The organism is Hyphomonas sp. (genome assembly GCF_965284475.1).
In the GTDB taxonomy this organism is placed as follows: domain Bacteria; phylum Pseudomonadota; class Alphaproteobacteria; order Caulobacterales; family Hyphomonadaceae; genus Hyphomonas.
Genome location: NZ_OZ260087.1, coordinates 465081 through 481316, shown reverse-complemented (window position 1 = coordinate 481316; position 16236 = coordinate 465081). Strand labels below are relative to the sequence as shown.

Annotated in this window: 15 protein-coding genes; all 15 read left to right on the top strand. The window is 61.0% G+C overall.

All coding sequences use genetic code 11. The annotated features are described in order from the left end of the window. The first annotated feature begins 64 nt into the window (after nucleotides 1–64). The 15 genes from ACQ66M_RS02125 to ACQ66M_RS02055 all read left to right on the top strand — a co-directional run bounded on the left by ACQ66M_RS02125 (nucleotide 65) and on the right by ACQ66M_RS02055 (nucleotide 16228). Entirely contained in the window at nucleotides 65–1927 is a 1863-nt protein-coding gene (locus ACQ66M_RS02125; RefSeq protein WP_430401561.1) for a TonB-dependent receptor plug domain-containing protein, read from the top strand. Beyond that, nucleotides 1927–2718 (top strand): ABC transporter substrate-binding protein, encoded by a 792-nt coding sequence (locus ACQ66M_RS02120; protein ID WP_430401560.1) that lies wholly within the window; start codon nucleotides 1927–1929, stop codon nucleotides 2716–2718. The genes ACQ66M_RS02125 and ACQ66M_RS02120 overlap by 1 nt, the downstream gene beginning before the upstream one ends. Then, on the top strand, nucleotides 2715–3698 hold the full coding sequence (locus ACQ66M_RS02115) for a FecCD family ABC transporter permease (RefSeq protein ID WP_430401559.1): 984 nt from the start codon (nucleotides 2715–2717) through the stop codon (nucleotides 3696–3698). The genes ACQ66M_RS02120 and ACQ66M_RS02115 overlap by 4 nt, the downstream gene beginning before the upstream one ends. Beyond that, complete coding sequence (locus ACQ66M_RS02110) at nucleotides 3695–4444, top strand: ABC transporter ATP-binding protein (RefSeq protein WP_350170808.1); 750 nt, start codon at nucleotides 3695–3697, stop codon at nucleotides 4442–4444. The genes ACQ66M_RS02115 and ACQ66M_RS02110 overlap by 4 nt, the downstream gene beginning before the upstream one ends. Before the next feature lie 102 nt (nucleotides 4445–4546). Beyond that, complete coding sequence (locus ACQ66M_RS02105) at nucleotides 4547–4825, top strand: hypothetical protein (RefSeq protein ID WP_350170809.1); 279 nt, start codon at nucleotides 4547–4549, stop codon at nucleotides 4823–4825. Nucleotides 4826–4903: 78 nt separating this feature from the next. Then, nucleotides 4904–5776 carry a UTP--glucose-1-phosphate uridylyltransferase GalU gene (galU, locus tag ACQ66M_RS02100; RefSeq protein WP_350170810.1) on the top strand — a complete coding sequence of 291 codons (873 nt, stop codon included), beginning with the start codon at nucleotides 4904–4906 and terminating at the stop codon, nucleotides 5774–5776. A gap of 197 nt (nucleotides 5777–5973) precedes the next feature. Then, nucleotides 5974–7902, top strand: a complete 1929-nt coding sequence (locus ACQ66M_RS02095) for a TadE/TadG family type IV pilus assembly protein (RefSeq protein WP_430401558.1) — start codon at nucleotides 5974–5976, stop codon at nucleotides 7900–7902. A 51-nt stretch (nucleotides 7903–7953) separates the two neighbouring features. Continuing rightward, entirely contained in the window at nucleotides 7954–8949 is a 996-nt protein-coding gene (locus tag ACQ66M_RS02090; protein ID WP_430401557.1) for a threonine ammonia-lyase, read from the top strand. Nucleotides 8950–9005: 56 nt separating this feature from the next. Then, a complete protein-coding gene (locus tag ACQ66M_RS02085) occupies nucleotides 9006–10217 on the top strand; it encodes an FAD-dependent oxidoreductase (RefSeq protein ID WP_430401556.1) in 1212 nt (403 codons plus the stop codon). A gap of 55 nt (nucleotides 10218–10272) precedes the next feature. Next, nucleotides 10273–10974, top strand: coding sequence for a metallophosphoesterase family protein (locus ACQ66M_RS02080; protein ID WP_430401555.1), 702 nt, complete (start codon nucleotides 10273–10275; stop codon nucleotides 10972–10974). A gap of 209 nt (nucleotides 10975–11183) precedes the next feature. Beyond that, the gene (cpaB, locus tag ACQ66M_RS02075) at nucleotides 11184–12068 is read left to right on the top strand and encodes a Flp pilus assembly protein CpaB (protein WP_350170815.1); all 885 of its coding nucleotides are present in this window, start codon (nucleotides 11184–11186) and stop codon (nucleotides 12066–12068) included. After that, on the top strand, nucleotides 12065–13357 hold the full coding sequence (locus tag ACQ66M_RS02070; protein WP_350170816.1) for a type II and III secretion system protein family protein: 1293 nt from the start codon (nucleotides 12065–12067) through the stop codon (nucleotides 13355–13357). Before cpaB ends, ACQ66M_RS02070 begins: the two co-directional genes overlap by 4 nt. Before the next feature lie 12 nt (nucleotides 13358–13369). Next, nucleotides 13370–13636: a hypothetical protein gene (locus tag ACQ66M_RS02065; RefSeq protein WP_430401554.1), complete on the top strand. Its 267-nt coding sequence runs from the start codon at nucleotides 13370–13372 to the stop codon at nucleotides 13634–13636. Nucleotides 13637–13688: 52 nt separating this feature from the next. Beyond that, nucleotides 13689–14840, top strand: a complete 1152-nt coding sequence (locus ACQ66M_RS02060; RefSeq protein ID WP_430401553.1) for an AAA family ATPase — start codon at nucleotides 13689–13691, stop codon at nucleotides 14838–14840. Next, entirely contained in the window at nucleotides 14837–16228 is a 1392-nt protein-coding gene (locus ACQ66M_RS02055) for a CpaF family protein (protein ID WP_430401552.1), read from the top strand. The genes ACQ66M_RS02060 and ACQ66M_RS02055 overlap by 4 nt, the downstream gene beginning before the upstream one ends. The last annotated feature ends 8 nt before the right edge of the window (nucleotides 16229–16236 follow it).

The following is a 16236-nucleotide window of genomic DNA, read 5'->3' as shown; positions in this document are numbered from 1 at the left end:
TCCGTCTACGCGACACTTTTGGTGTAACGCCCGGCCAGTGCGCCGGGATAACGGAGTGTGAGCGATGCTCAAACAATACCTTCTGGCCGGCGCAGCCGTGCTCGTCGTATCCGGTGCCGCGTCGGCGCAGGAATCTGCCCTTAATCTCGAAATCGTGTCTGTCACCGGCCTGCGGCCAGCGCCGGTCGACGACATCACCGCCAGCGTCAACGTGCTGACCGCGGACGACCTCGCCATTCGCATGTCGCCCAACGCAGCTGACCAGCTGCGCGCTGTTCCCGGCGTTGGCGTATCGCGCTCGGGCGGTGCCGGCGCTCTCAGCCAGGTTCGCCTGCGCGGCGCGGAGGCCAATCACACGCTTGTCCTGCTTGACGGAATCGAAGTGTCCGATCCGGTCAATGGTGAGACCGATTTTGGCCTGCTGACCGGCATAGGTGCTACGCGCATCGAAGTGCTGCGCGGTGAAGCTTCGTCAATCTACGGCTCCGATGCCATCGGCGGCGTAGTGTCCCTGTCCACCGATGGCGCCATGGGCCTGCAGGCGTTCGGCGAGGTCGGCACGGACGACACGGCCCGCGCCAGCGCGTCCTATGCCGGCGAAAGCGGCGCTGCGCGCTATGGCGTGGGCATTAGCGGATTCACGACAGCAGGCGTGGACGTTTCGGGGTTCGGCGGCGAAAAGGACGGATCCGACGCGTTTTCCGGTGTCGTACGCGGCGCCATCGATCTCGATACAGACTGGACGCTTTCGGGGCTCGCCCTGGCGCGCCGGTCGAATGCTGATATCGATTCCGACACCGATTTTGATGGCTTGCTCAACAATGTCGACAAGAAAACAGAAGCTGATCAATACCTTGTCGGCGCGTCGCTGTCCGGTAAGACAGGCCAAATCGGTCATGTCTTCCGTACCAGCTATAATGAAGTGACCCGCGAGAACACGACCGACGGTGCGAAAACTGACGATTCGAAAGGTGAGCGCCTCAAGGCGTCGTGGAGCCCGTCAATCACGTTTGGTAATCAAAAGCTGATCGGTCTTATCGATTACGAAAAGGAAGACTATGACCGCACGGACGTTGCTTACGCTGGCGCGACAGATGCGTCGGAAACCTTCGAAAGCGTGGGAGTTGCGTTTGAATATCACGTGAAGCTTGATGCGCTCGATCTCAGCGCCTCTGGCCGCTTCGATGACAATGATGGCCGGTTCGACGATGCGACCACATGGCGTGTCGGGGCAGGTTACGCATTCGATTCCATCGAGGGCCGGGCACGTGCATCGGTCGGAACAGGGGTGAAAAACCCCACGTTCACGGAATTGTTCGGCTTCTTCCCGGGAAGCTTCATCGGCAATCCCGATCTCAAGCCGGAGCAATCCACGAGTTGGGAAATCGGCTGGGACCAGCAATTCGGTCCGGCCAGACTGTCGGCGGCTTACTTTGAGGCTGACCTTGAAGATGAAATCTACACGGCGTTTGATTCCAGCTTCAACTCAACCGCAGCGAACCGAATCGGAAAATCCAAACGTAGCGGCGTCGAACTCTCCGGACGCTGGCGCGCATCGGATGCACTGAGCGTCGCCGGGCAGGTAACCTTCCTGCAGAGCGAAAGCGAAGATGGTAGCAACGAGATCCGCGTGCCCGACAATACGGCGTCCGTGTCGGTCGACTGGCAGCCGGAACCGGATGGCTACCGTATCGGTGCCGCGTTCGACTATGTCGGCGAGCAGGATGATTTTGACTTTGGCAGCTTCCCGTCGCGCCGTGTCGCGCTTGATGCGTACACGCTGTTCTCGGCCAGCTTCGAATATCCGATCACCGAACGCATGGCTTTCACCCTGCGCGGTGAGAACCTGTTCGATGAAACAGCAACTGACGTGTTCGGCTATGAGACGCCCGGCGCAACAGCCTTGGTCGGGCTGAAACTGCGATGATGCGTTGGGCGCTCCTTTGCCTGCTGGCGCTGTCCCCCCTGGCGGCAGCAGGCGAGGTGCGCCCCACCGTCGCGTCGCTCGACTATTGCGCGGACCAGTTTGTGCTCGGCCTGGCCGATCGCGAACAGGTCCGCGCCCTTTCGAGGGATGCAGGGCGGCCTTTCAGCTTTCTGCGCGAACGGGCCGAGGGATTGCCCAAAGTCCGCGCCACGGCTGAGGATGTGATCGCGCTGCAGCCTGATATCGTTGTACGTAGCTGGGGCGGCGATCAGCGGGCCCTCGCATTCTTCGAGCGTATGGGTATTCGCACGGTCCAGATCGGATACGCATCGGATATGGACGGTGCGGCGCGTGTGACCCGTGAAGTCGGTGCGGCACTTGGGCAGGATGCGCGGGCGAACGCACTCGTGGCATCGATGCCGGACGCCGTGCCTGCAACCGGTGCCAGCGCGCTTTACATCACACCCGGAGGCGTAACGGCCGGCAAGAGCACGATGGTCGATGCGATTATGCAGCGGGCAGGACTTGAGAACGCCGCAACAGGGGCCGGTTGGCACAGCCTGCCTCTTGAAAAACTTGTCATGCAGCCACCCGCCGTCGCCCTGACGGCCTTTTTCGGATTTGATGATTACGCTTTCGATCAATGGAGCAGTGCACGCCATCCGGCACTTGCCTATGCGCTGAAGGATGCAAAGGTCGTGCGCATGACCGAAAGCCGCCTGACCTGTCCTGCCTGGTTTGTCGCCGATGAAGCCCGTGATGTTGCTGCGGCGCTGCAGGCCGCGCCATGAAGCATGTTTCCCTCTTCCTCGCGGCCGGCTGCGTGGTCCTGCTTTCGCTTTCCGCCCTGGTTGGCAGTGCGCCAATGGAGCTGGGCGAAACCTTTGCTGCCTTGATCGGGCAGGGGACGGAAGCTTCGCGCATCATTGTCTGGGAAATCCGTCTTCCGCGCGCTGTGGCTGCATTCGGTGTTGGCGCGGCGCTTGGCCTGTCAGGTGCGGGTTTGCAGGGATTGTTGCAGAACCCGCTCGCCGGGCCCGGCGTCCTTGGCGTATCGGCGTTCGCGTCACTTGGGGCCGTGATTGCTATTTATTTCGGTCTTGCAGCAGCGGGCAGTTTCGCCGTTCCCCTGGCCGCCATCCTCTTTTCCGGTCTGGCCGTCGCGCTACTGCTCTTTGCAGCCGGGCGCGGTGCCAGCACTGTGACACTTCTTCTGGTCGGTATCGGCCTGTCGAGCCTTGCGGGTGCGCTCACGTCTCTCGCACTGAACCTTGCGCCGAACCCCTATAGCCTGTCAGACCTGATAAACTGGATGCTCGGCTCGGTTGCCAACCGGTCCTGGACGGATGTCGCCATGGCCGTTCCGGCATGGGTCCTCGGCGCGGCAGCCGTTATCATGGCGGGCCCGTCGCTTCGGGCCCTGTCGCTCGGCGAGGAGACGGCGGCGTCGCTTGGCGTGAATCCTGCCCGGACGCGCCTTCTGATCATTGTCGGCACCTCGCTGCTGGCCGGCGCGAGTGTCGCCGTGGCTGGCACGATCGGGTTCGTCGGCATGGTCGCGCCTCATATCGTTCGGCCGCTTGTGAAACATGATCCCCAGCGTGTCCTGCTTCCGTCGGCGCTGGCGGCAGGGGGTATGCTGCTTGGCGCCGACATGCTGGTGCGCGTGTTGCCGTTTTCACAAGAGTTGAAGCTTGGCGTGGCCGCCGCCCTGTTCGGTGCGCCCGTGTTCATCTGGATTGCCGCGCGACTGGGGGGAAGCACACGATGATCACTGTGTCGGGTATCCACGTCAATCTCGGCAACCGCCAGGTTTTGACCGACGTATCGTTCGGTCTCTCGCCAGGGGAGTTCGTCGGGCTCGTCGGACCCAATGGCGCCGGAAAGAGTACGCTGCTGCGCGTGATGGCCGGTTTGCTGGCGCCCCGGCAGGGTCGGGTCAGCTATGGCGACGCCGATATTGCATCGTTAACCCATCGCGAGCGCGCATTGCTGTGCGCGTGGCTGCCTCAGGCGAGGCCCGTCGCGTGGAATCTGATCGCGGAAGACCTTGTCGCGCTTGGCCGCTTTGTCACCAGCCCCGCGCCATATGAGCATTGCGGCCCGGCCGATCAGGAAGCCATCGACGACGCCATCGAGCGCGCCGGGGCGACCTCATACCGCCACCGCGCTGTGCAGACATTGTCGGGCGGAGAGCAGGCGCGTCTCCACCTCGCCCGCACCCTTGCCGCCCCCTCGCGCACCCTCTTGCTGGACGAGCCGGGCGCCGCGCTCGACATCGCTCACCGCCTGGCCCACATGCGTGTCTTGCAGGAACAGTGCGATGCAGGGCGCGCTGTCGTGGCGGCGGTGCACGATCTTGACCTCGCCTCGCGCTTTTGCACCCGAATCATTGTGCTCGACCAGGGGATGAAGGTTGCAGACGGCGCGCCGGACAAGGCTCTTGACGGGGGCTGCCTGGCGCGCGTATTTGGCGTCCGCCGAAACGATCAGGGCGTGTTTGATCCGATCGTGTAAGGCCCGATTGGTGAATCGGCGCGAAACCATTTTGCAACAGTGTGTTAGCCAAAACTTAGGGCATCCATGCCATTTGTCTCCCTGAAATGACGGGAGAGCCCCATGGCTGCGCAGCCTGTACACAATCAGCCGCCCCAACAGGCGCCCCAACAGGCGGACGTGCCTGAAGCGGATATCGTTACGGGCAAGTCTGGCGTTCAGGCTGTTGATACGCACGACTCTCCAAGACACGTCGCCTCGCCGGCACATGCCCTGCAGGCGCGGATCGTGTCGGAGCTGTCCAGGCCAAGCCGCAGGTCCGCGCGCAGGATCGTTGCCACACTGCTCGTGCTTTGCCTGTCGACATGGCTTGCCGGGTTTGTTCTCTATTCCGCGCTCTGATCGAGGATTGTCCTCTGGCCTTGCTGTCCTTTTTGGGCGATAGGGACGCGCAAATACTGTCTGAAACAGGAGCCGCCTATGCGCATCAGGAAAGCAGTTTTACCGGTCGCGGGCATGGGTACGCGGGTTCTGCCCGCCACCAAGGCCATCCCGAAGGAAATGCTTCCCGTCGTTGATCGGCCAGCCATTCAATATGTCGTCGACGAGGCTCTCGAAGCCGGAATCGAGCATATCGTCTTTGTCACCGGTCGAGGCAAAAGCGCGATCGAAGACTATTTCGACATCAATTACGAACTTGATGCCTCCCTCAAGCAAAAGGGCAAGGACGCGATCCTTGCACAAGTGCAGCGCACCGTGCTGCCGGCAGGTGCTGCGAGTTTCGTTCGTCAGCAGTCACCGCTCGGGCTTGGCCACGCGATCTGGTGCGCGCGTGACATTATCGGCAATGAACCGTTTGCCGTGCTGCTCCCCGATGTCATCGTCAAATCCAGCCCGTCTTGCCTCGCGCAGATGGTTTCGGCCTATGATGAAGTGGGCGGGAACATTGTTGCGGTCGATCCCGTTCCGATGGAACGGGTGTCGTCGTATGGTGTGATCGCGCCGAAATCGCGTAGCGGACGCCTGATCGAAATGTCGGGCATGGTCGAGAAACCGCCCGTGGAATCAGCGCCTTCGAACTTGAAGATCACGGGCCGTTACATTCTGCAGCCGGAAATCTTTGGCCTTCTGGCTGACCAGGCTGCGGGCGCTGGCGGAGAAATCCAGCTGACTGATGCCATGGCTCGCCAGATGGAAACCCAGAGCTACTACGCCTACGAGTTTGAAGGCCGTGAGTATGATTGCGGGTCGAAACTCGGCTATTTCGAAGCTGTCATGGCCCATGCAGTCGACAATGAGGAAACGGCCGAAGGCGCGCGGGACCTCATTCGCAAGTTTGCCGCGTCGCTTTAGGCGCCAACCCCGCCTGATCTGATTTGATCGCCTGCTTTGATGGGTCTGCAGCGCGTTTCGCTGGGGATTGGACTCGTCACGCTTTGTAAATATTCGGAAATTCGCAATTTTTCGTTCTTGCGGGTTGTCCCCTCAGGCGGGCGCCATGGCATGCGTATTGCACGTGTCAGGGGAACTAGCTTGGTGAGTGTTCTATCATGAAACGTCAAATCGGAGCGAAAGCCAGAGGTTTCAAGCGTGACATCAATGGCGCCACGGCGGTGATTTATGCCTTGTGCCTGCTGCCGCTGACCATGGTTGTCGGTGTGGCAGTAGATGGCGCGCGCCTGGTTTCTGCCAGGAAACACATGCAGGCATCAATGGACGCCGCAGTGCTGAATGGTGCGCGTGAATTCGTGAACCAAGCTGCTACGGATGATGCCGAGCGCGAGACGCTTACGAAGGCTGCGATCGAGAACATGTACCATCAGGACGTTGCGACCGCCCACGCTGATCTCGGCAAGGCAATCGTGACCTCGACCATCAGCGAAGTGGGAGAAGTTACAGCGGTTGCGGTATCCGACCTGCCGATGGTGTTCGGTGGATTCTTTGGTCATTCCTTTCAGGAGTTGTCCGTTACCGGAGCGGCTCAGGCTGGTGACAGCCGCAAGATCGAAGTGATCCTCGCGCTGGATAATACGAGTTCCATGTTCGAAGAGGGTCGCTTCACAAAGATGCGGGAAGCCTCGAAGGGCTTCGTGAACACGATGTTCGACCAGACGCCAGCTGCGGGGCTTATGTCGATTGGTGTCGTGCCGTGGGCATCCGTGGTGAACATCAATTCCGAAGCGCCGGGCGCGTGGAATCCTGCGCCTGCCATGGCGGGTACGCCGCCAGTATACGGCTCGGCCCGCACGCCAAACGCCCCGTTCGAAAGCCGCCGGAAGTATCTTTATGAACCGGAAGCTGAAAAGGCCTACACATCCGCCGCTATGGCGCGTGACTTCGCGCCGGTCGAATGGCGTGGTTGTGTCCGGTCGGCACCGAATGAGCGTGTCGTGAGCGCGGGTGGCTTCGTTACCCAGCGCCTGAGCGACGATGCAGTCTCGGGCATGCGCTGGCACGCCTCCTGGCTGGAACCGGAGCTGCAGACCTACAGCATTCCGTCGCCGCCTTCGCCCCCAAAACCACCAAAGCCGCCGAAGACGCCGAAACCACCATCGCCTCCATCACCGCCGTCCCCGCCTGCGCCACCTAAGCCGCCCGTGCCAGGCCCGCAGGGGTCGATCTTTGACCTTGCGCCGCCCATCCAGAATGCTGCGCTCGATATTCCGAGCCATCGCTTGCTCAAGTGTACTCAGAGCAGCAATCAGGCAGGTTATGACGGGCTTCGGAACGTCTACCTGAATGAGACACAGCTTTGTGCGACCGCCTACAAGAAGCCGCTAAGTGTCATGTCACCGGCATGTGTGTCTGACCCGACGGAGTTCGGCTATTTCGCCGACGGCGGAAAAGCCTGTGGCTGGCAGCAGGATATTTTCCCGTGGTCGAGCTACAAGCCAGTCTCCGGGCCAAACATGAACTGTCCGACTGCTATGCTTGGACTGTCAGGTGACCGGGGGCAGATTCTCGACAAGCTCGATCATATGTATCCGGTACAGGGTGGCACACAGGCCGACATTGGCCTGATGTGGGGATTGCGTGCACTGTCTCCCCGTTCGACCTGGGCAAGCTTCTTCGGGACGACAGGTGATCAGGAACCAAAACCGTTCAAGGATACGGGCGTTCGCAAGATCATGATCCTGCTGACGGACGGCAAGAACGAGGCCCCGTACCATTTCGAAGGCTATTACGGATGTAACGAAACCAGCGACCGAGGTGCTGCGGGCAAGTGCTGGAAGGCCAAGGGCGTGAAAAGCCTCGACGGTGGCAGCCTTGATGGCCTGACCCTGGATTCCTGCAAGGCCATTCGCGAAGACTATGAGATCGAGCTTTACACGATTGCTGTGGACATTTCCGATAGCGCCGCCACCAAGCTTCTGAGCGACTGCGCAGCTGACCCTGACCGGACGTTCAACATCACGTCATCGCAACTGGACAAGACATTCTCAGCCATTGCTGCCCGGGAACTTCGTCTGACAAAATAACAGGTTGAATCAGGTTTGAAGGCAGGCCCGGGACAGGGTAGGGCTGTGTCCATGAGCCAGCCTTTCAAACTACCTGATTTTGATGATGTCCTCGCCGCTGAAGCGCGGGTTGCGGGCATCGTGCGCGAAACGCCTGTCCTGACCCATCCGGCACTGGACGCGGCTGCGGGCGCAGAATTGCTCGTGAAGGCAGAGTGCCTGCAGGTCACCGGCAGTTTCAAGATACGCGGCGCAATGAACCGGCTGTCCCAGATCCCCGCGCGAGGTCGCAGGGCTGGCGTTGTCGCATTTTCGTCCGGCAATCATGCGCAAGGCATCGCGCGGGCAGCGCGTCTGCTTGGCATGCCCGCGCTTATCGTCATGCCGTCCGATGCGCCGCAGGTGAAGGTGGACGGCGTGCTTGCCGATGGCGGTGAAGTACACCTCTACGACCGGAATTCGGAAAGCCGTGAATTGATATCAGATCAACTGGCTGCAGATCGCGGGGCCATCCTGGTGCCGAGTTTCGACGATCCGGACATCATCGCTGGCCAGGGAACGCTCGGCGTCACATTCGCGCGGCAGGTCGCGGCCATGGGCAAGCCGCTCGACTACCTGGTCTGTTGTGCGGGTGGTGGCGGACTGATCACAGGCGTGGCGCTGGCATTCGAGCAGTTGTCCCCGGAAACCCGAATCTGGGCGGCTGAGCCGGAGGGTCACGATGACTGGGGCCGGTCACTGGCGGCTGGTGAGATCATTGAGAATGCGCCGGGTACGCGGTCAATCTGCGACGCCATCCTGACGCCGAAGCCTGGGAACCTGACGTTTCCGCTCGGCAAGCGCCTTCTGTCGGGCGGGCTGACCGTCAGCGATGCCGACGTGCGCCGCGCCATGCGGCAGGCATTCAGGCACCTGAAAATCGTCGCTGAACCGGGTGGGGCAGCGGCGCTTGCGGGGGTATTGAAAGGGGTACCGGAGGCGTGGCGCGGGAGCCGTGTGGGGGTGGTGGTGACGGGGGGCAATGTCGATGCGGCCCTGTTCGCCGAAATCCTGTCCACCGATGGCTGATTGTACCTGGCCTGCAAACTCATGTTAATTCTTGTTCGCACTTCCCGGAGCGTCTCATGACTTCGCTGACAAGCCAGTGTTGCATCGCGGGCGGTGGCCCGGCCGGACTGATGATGGGCTACCTTCTGGCACGGGCCGGTGTCGACGTGATCGTGCTGGAGAAGCATGCCGATTTCCTCCGGGATTTCCGCGGCGACACGGTGCATCCATCGACGCTGGAACTGTTCCATGAACTCGGTCTGCTGGAAGGACTGCTGATGCGTCCCTATCAAAAAACGGAGGCGATTTCGGTCAGCATCAACAATCGTTCCTTCGCTGTGGCCGATTTCACGCGACTGCCCGTGCACAGCAAGTTCATAGCGATGATGCCGCAATGGGACGTGCTTGATTTCGTTGCCGATACGGCGCGCGAACTGTCAAACTTCCAGTTGTTGATGCCTGCCGAAGCAGACGAACTGGTCGTGGAGAACGGAGCAGTTGCTGGTCTGCGGGGCCACACGGCGGACGGACCGCTTGAAGTGCGAAGCGTATTGACGGTCGCCGCCGATGGCCGAGGATCGCGTCTGCGAGACCAGTCAGGTCTCAAGGTCAAGGATCTGGGCGCGCCGATGGATGTTTTCTGGATGCGCCTGCCGCGCACACCTGACGCGCCCCCGGATTCCCTTGGCCAGGTTGGCGCGGACGGGTTTCTGGTGCTGATCAATCGCGGCGACTATTGGCAATGCGCGCTGCCGTTTCCAAAGGGTGCGGCCGATACGATCCGGGCGGGCGGCATTGAGGCGTTCCGGGCGCGCCTGGTGCGTCTGGCGCCGTGGCTGGCAGATGTGACCGGTTCCATCACGAGCTGGGATGATGTCAAACTGCTGACCGTTCAGGTGAACCGGTTGGAGAAATGGTGGCGCACGGGATTCCTGTGCATCGGCGACGCAGCACATGCAATGTCACCGATCGGGGGTGTCGGGATAAACCTCGCTGTTCAGGATGCCGCCGCAGCGTCGCGGATCCTCGCCCCCTCCCTGCGCAGGAATGAGGCGCCTGATGAGGTGCTTGCCCGTGTCCAGAAACGCCGCGCCCTGCCGGCACGCATGACGCAAAGTGTACAGCTTGCTGCCCAGAACCGGGTGCTGGTGCCTGCAATTCAGAGGGCGGCGGCCGTGAAGGTGCCCTTCTTCCTGAAGGTTCTGGACGCCGTTGCGCCGCTTCGCGGGTTGACGGGCCGCGCTGTGGGTATGGGCTTACGGCCTGAGCACTGGCGGTTCGAACCCTGACACCTTTTGGCTGCGCGGCCCTTTTCTGCCCGAAGTCTGCCACTAGGTGAAAGGCATGACCCAAACTGTTTATGCTGCAATCGGCGATATCCATGGTGAGCTTGAGCGCCTGAAGGAATTGCACGACCAGGTCCGGTTTTACGTCGACAGGGAACTGGACGGCGCTGGCGTGACCTGGATACACCTCGGCGACCTGATCGACCGGGGCGAGGATTCCTGTGGGGTTGTCGATCACCTTATCGAGATGGAAGACCGGATGGGCGCGCGCAGTATTACCCTTCGGGGCAACCATGAGCAGATGATGATCGAAGCACTACGGTTCGACGATGAGGCGGCGCACAGCAACTGGCTGAAATGGGGCGGTGAGGAAACCATGGAGAGCTATCGCCGCCGGGGGCTGGACGGGCCGACGGATGCCCATCTTGACTGGCTGCACGCCTTGCCGACCATCCACAGGGACGAACAGCAGGGACTTGTCTTCGTTCATGGCGGGGTCGACCCGGACGCGTTCCCCGAATGCGGAGAGCGTGTGCGAATGTGGACGCGTCGCCGGGAGTTCTTCGATACGCGATGCTGGACAGCGCCGGCCCTGATCGGTCAGGTCGTGGTGCACGGCCACACGCCGACGATGGACTGGAAGCCCGATGTCACCGCCGATGGACGCAGGATCAACCTTGATACCGGAGCTGTATATGGTGGGAAACTGACGGCGGCGATCCTGGTGCCGGGCGCCGAACCACGTTTCCTTCATAGCTAAGAAAACGGACCCTGCGTCCCTATCGACAGAACGATGATTTCCCCGCAACGGCATGATTCAACACCGCTTAATACCTGTTAGGTTTTGGTTAACAGGGAGTTCGGGCGCTGTCCAAGATTTGGACGGCGCTCTTCAACAGACTTTATCGCCTGCACTCTAGTGTCCCAATCTGACCAGGTGGCGGTCATGGGCAAAGAGGGTATCCGACGATGAAGCCAACAACCCTGATTAGTCTGGGGCTATCGCTCTTGCTGGGTGCAGGTGCGGTTTTCCTTGGCCGCAACTACATGACGTCGAATACGTCTGATGCCTCTGCAGCAAGTCTCGTGCCAGCTGTCGAGATGTCGTCCGTGCTCGTTGCAACTTCGGTTATCGAGACGGGTGACCTGATTGATCGCTCGGCGCTGAAGGCAACCTCCTGGCCCGCGGACTCGATTCCGGCCGACGCGCTGCGCAGCCTGGATGAACTCAATGAGGTTGCTTATGCGCGCGGCCTGATTGTGCCGGGCGAACCCCTTATGCGAACCAAGCTCGATCAAACCGGGTCAGTTCTGACGCTTGCCGCGTCGATCACGCCGGGCATGCGAGCCGTGTCGGTTGTGGTAGGCAATGATACGGGCGTGGCAGGATTTGTTCTTCCAGGTGACCGGGTCGACGTAAATGAATTTGTGCCGCGTGAAGACAGCGGCCGGTTCTCCATCCGCGACGGCGAGCGCGCATCGGGAGATGTGATTGCGCGGTCCGTACTCAGGAACGTGAATGTCCTGGCCATCGACCAGACATTCGAAGCCGGGCTCGAGGGCGCACGTCCTTCCAGCACGGTGACTCTGGAGGTTACGCCGGATGATGCGCTGGCACTGAGTGCGGCCAGTCAGCGTGGTGCGCTCGGCCTGGCCCTGATCGGGCGCCGTGAGGAAGCCAATCTTGTTGCCGAGGTCCGCAAGGCACCGGAACCGGCGCGTGTCGTTTCGCGGCCCCGCGTGGTGCGGGCCCCATCGACGGCGCGTATCCGGGTGATCAATGGCGATGCAGAAACGGAAGTCACCACACCGGTGGCCAAGGAAAAGGCTCCGGCTGGAGGCGTCAGCAAATGAAAACGTTCCCGAAACTTCTGGCTGCCTGTTTTGCAGCGATCATTCTGGTGGCGCCGTGTGCCGGCGCATGGGTCCAGCGTAATGCGCCTGACGGTGCAAAGGTGCTCGTGCTCGAAAAGGGCCGCTCGACCGTTGTCGAAGCTGATCTCAAGTTTGCGACATTGGTGGTCGCTGATCCCGAGATTGCAGACGCGATGGCAACCTCAAACCGATCCTTCTTCCTACGTGGGAAGTTGCCCGGCACAACGACCGTTCTGATCTATAATGCTGCCGGTGAAATCGCCGAACTGATCGAGGTCGAAGTCGAACTCGGCCTGGATGAACTGAGAACGGACCTGAAGAACCTTCTGCCCGGCGAGGACATTAATGTCTATGCGGTGCATGATGGCGTTTTCCTTGATGGAAAGCTGACCACGGCAGCGGCTGCCGAAATGGCGCTGCAGCTGGCGGAGCGGCATGTGCCAGGCGGTGTGGCCAATGGACTCTCAGTCGGGCAGAGCCAGCAGGTCCTGCTGGAAGTGCGCTTTATCGAGGCCAGCCGCAGTGCTGTGAAGGAAATCGGCTTTGGCAATTCCTTCGATGCCAATGACGTTGTCGGCGTGACCGAGGGCGGCACTGTTTCGGGTATTGCCGAGAAGACTGTCGCGCTTTTCACCAATGTTGGAAACGAGAATGTCGACATCACTTTGCGTGCGCTCGAACAGAAGGGGGTCATCCGTACACTGGCGGAACCGAACCTTGTTGCACTGTCGGGTGACACGGCCAGTTTCCTTGCGGGCGGCGAGTATCCGATACCGATTGCCACCGAGGACAACCAGATCACCGTGCAGTTCAAGAAATTTGGTGTGAGCCTGGACTTTACACCAACCGTTCTGGGCGATGGCCTCGTCAATCTGCGTGTGCGTCCGGAAGTGTCGTCGCTGGACCGGGCCAATGGCATCCGGTCGGCCGGCATTGAAATTCCGGGCATATCGGTGCGCCGGGCCGACACAACGATCGAGCTGCATGATGGCCAGGCGTTCGCGATCGCGGGCCTTTTGCAAAACGATTACTCCAATGATGTGCGCCAGACGCCGTGGCTGGGTAATGTGCCTGTTCTGGGCCAGCTGTTCTCGTCCAAGCGCTATCAGAAAAATGAAAGCGAACTTGTGATCATCGTCACGCCGCGTCTCGTGCAGCCTGCACCGCACCCGGACATGCTGGGCTCGCCGCTGGACGCATTCGCTGAACCGACAGAAGCCGAACTGTTCCTGCTGGACCAGACGGCAACCGTTCCACTGGCAAACTAGGGAGGCCACGACATGAGCAAACACAACCGGGTTGCTGGCGCCATCGCAGCCCTTGCCCTGCTGACTGCCTGCGCGAGCCACGACCATCAGGACGTGTACCTGCTGGGCGGTGCGACAGAAACCAATATCGCCGCCCAGTCAGTGCGCGATGTAAACCTTCCGAACTCGCGGCAGATCGAATCGACATCCGGTGTGAGAGCGGCGAATGCGGTGAAGGCGCTGAACGAAGGCAAGTCGAAAGAGCTGCGTCAGGCATCCGACAGCGGATCGGGCAGCTGAGATGTTTGAACCTGTCTTGAAACCAGAGCCGGCCCCGCCGCCGTCGAACCGGGTGATCCCCTCACTTGCCGTATTGGCCAGCCCCGAACGGATGGCGGCGCTCACGGCCTGCTGCGCAGAGTTTTCCGATCTTTCAGGGCTTTCGGCATCCGACATCATCTTGCGTCACGGCGGGGGGCTTGTGCTGGTCGAGCAGGGTGTTGACGGGTATGATCAGGTGATCCTGACACTGGCTGTCGAGCGCCCCAATACGGCGGTCATCGTTGTATCTGACCAATTGCCGGGCCACATGGTCAGGGCGCTGATGAAGCTCGATGCATCCGATATTCTGCCCGTTTCGGCAGGCATTGAAGAAGTGATTGATGCTGCCGAACAATTGCGTGAGACGCAGTCGGTTCAGGGCGCCGGAGCGGCATCCAGATGCTGGGCGTTTCGCGGCGCGGTTGGCGGCGCAGGTGTATCGACACTTGCCATTGAGAGCGCCTTTGCGCTGGCACGCAAGGTGGGTCCCGGAAAGGTCTGCCTCGTCGACTTGAACGTCGCAGATGGCATGATCACGTCTTTTCTGGAAGCCGTACCGAAGCTGGATCTTTACGCCCTCGCCGATGCGCCTGATCGCCTCGACCAGCGCTTGCTTGCGGCCTGGTGCTGGCAGCACGCAGACGGTGTCTCGCTGATCGCGGCGCCGCGCAACCCCGATGCCGACCTGCTGGCCGGCGAACCGGCCATTCTGCGCCTTCTGGACGTGGCGTGCAGCGCATTCGAATACGTGCTGGTGGACATGCCGCGGCACATGATGCCCTGGACAAAGCCCATTCTGAGCGCCGTCGACGAGGCGATCATCGTCAGTGAATTGACCGTGCCAAGCCTGCACGCGGCCGCCGATATGTGCCGTGAAGCGGATGCTTTGCGCGGTGATCGCGGCACGTCCAAACTCGTCCTCAACCGCATGTTCCCGAAGAAGCGTTTCCGCGCCGAGTTCGCGGTCGACAAGGCCGAACAGGCCATCGAGCGGGAGATCCATACCACGATCGCGTCAGACTGGGACGCGGCGCGCACGGCGGTCAATCTCGGCAAGCCGGTTGCCGACGTGAAACCCAGGAGCCAGCTCGTGCTGGACGTCCAGAAGTTCGTCGACCGGCTCCTGCCGGAGGACGCCGTCGCTTCCGCGGAACAACCCCTGGCCAGGAGGCGTGCAAAATGAGCCGGTTCGGATCGAATACCGGAGCAGCTGCGCCGGTCATCATGCCGGTCGTGAAACCGGACGGCCCAAAGGCTACGCCAGCGCAGGCCACGGTGAAAGCGAAGGATGAAACCAAGGCGTTCGACTTGCTGGATGCCAAACTGCGCGTACATGCGAAGCTGATCGATGAACTCGACCTGTCGGCGCTCGACAAGCTGGATGATGGCACGATGCGTCAGCGTGTACGCGGGATCATTTCGGAAATCATCCGCAAGGAAGAAATGGCGCTCTCCTCGTCGGAAGAGATTTCCTTCGCCGATGCCGTGATGGATGAAATGACCGGTCTGGGCCCCATCGAGCCCCTGCTGAAGGACGATTCCATTGCTGATATCCTGATCAACGGCTACGATCAGGTTTACATCGAACGCCATGGCGAGCTTCAACTGGCACCGGTCCGGTTTGCCGACAATGACCATTTGCTGCGTATCGTGCAGCGTATTGTGTCTGCAGTGGGCCGCCGCGTTGACGAAAGCCAGCCGCTGGTCGATGCGCGCCTGCTGGATGGCAGCCGCGTGAACGCCGCCATCGCGCCGATTGCGATTGACGGCCCGCTGGTGTCGATCCGAAAATTCTCCAAATCTCCGCTGACGATGGACAAGCTGGTCAGCTTTGGCGCCATTCCGGGGCCGGTCGCAGAATTCATTCTGGGAGCCGTCAAGTGCAAGGCGTCGACCGTCATCTCTGGTGGTACCGGCTCAGGCAAGACAACCCTTCTCAACGCATTGTCATCGGCGATCAGCCCTAAGGAGCGGATGATCACGATTGAGGATGCTGCCGAACTCCAGCTGCAGCAGCCGCATGTCGCACGGATGGAAACGCGCCCGCCGAATATTGAAGGCAAGGGCGAAATCCGTCAGCGCGAACTGGTCAAGAATGCGCTGCGCATGCGGCCAGACCGGGTCATCCTCGGCGAGGTGCGCGGCGAAGAGGCATTTGACATGCTGCAGGCCATGAATACCGGCCATGAAGGGTCGATGGCGACGATCCACGCCAACAACCCGCGCGATGCGATTACCCGCCTTGAGCAGATGGTCATGATGGGCGGAATGAAGATCTCCGAAGAAGCCATCCGTGGCCAGATCGCTTCCGCCGTGAATTTCATCGTCCAGGCATCGCGCCTGTCAGACGGGTCGCGCAAAGTCATGTCGATTGCCGAGATTACCGGCATGGAAGGATCTGTGATCCAGATCCAGGAAATCTTCAAGTTCGAGCGAACCGGCACGTCCGAGGAAGGCAAGGTAATCGGCAAGTTTGTTGCGACCGGGCTGCGTCCGAAGTTTCTGGACGAGATGGAACGGCGCGGTGTTCCCATGCCTGCCGGCATGTTCGACCCCGCGACTGTATTCTAGAGGTTCGC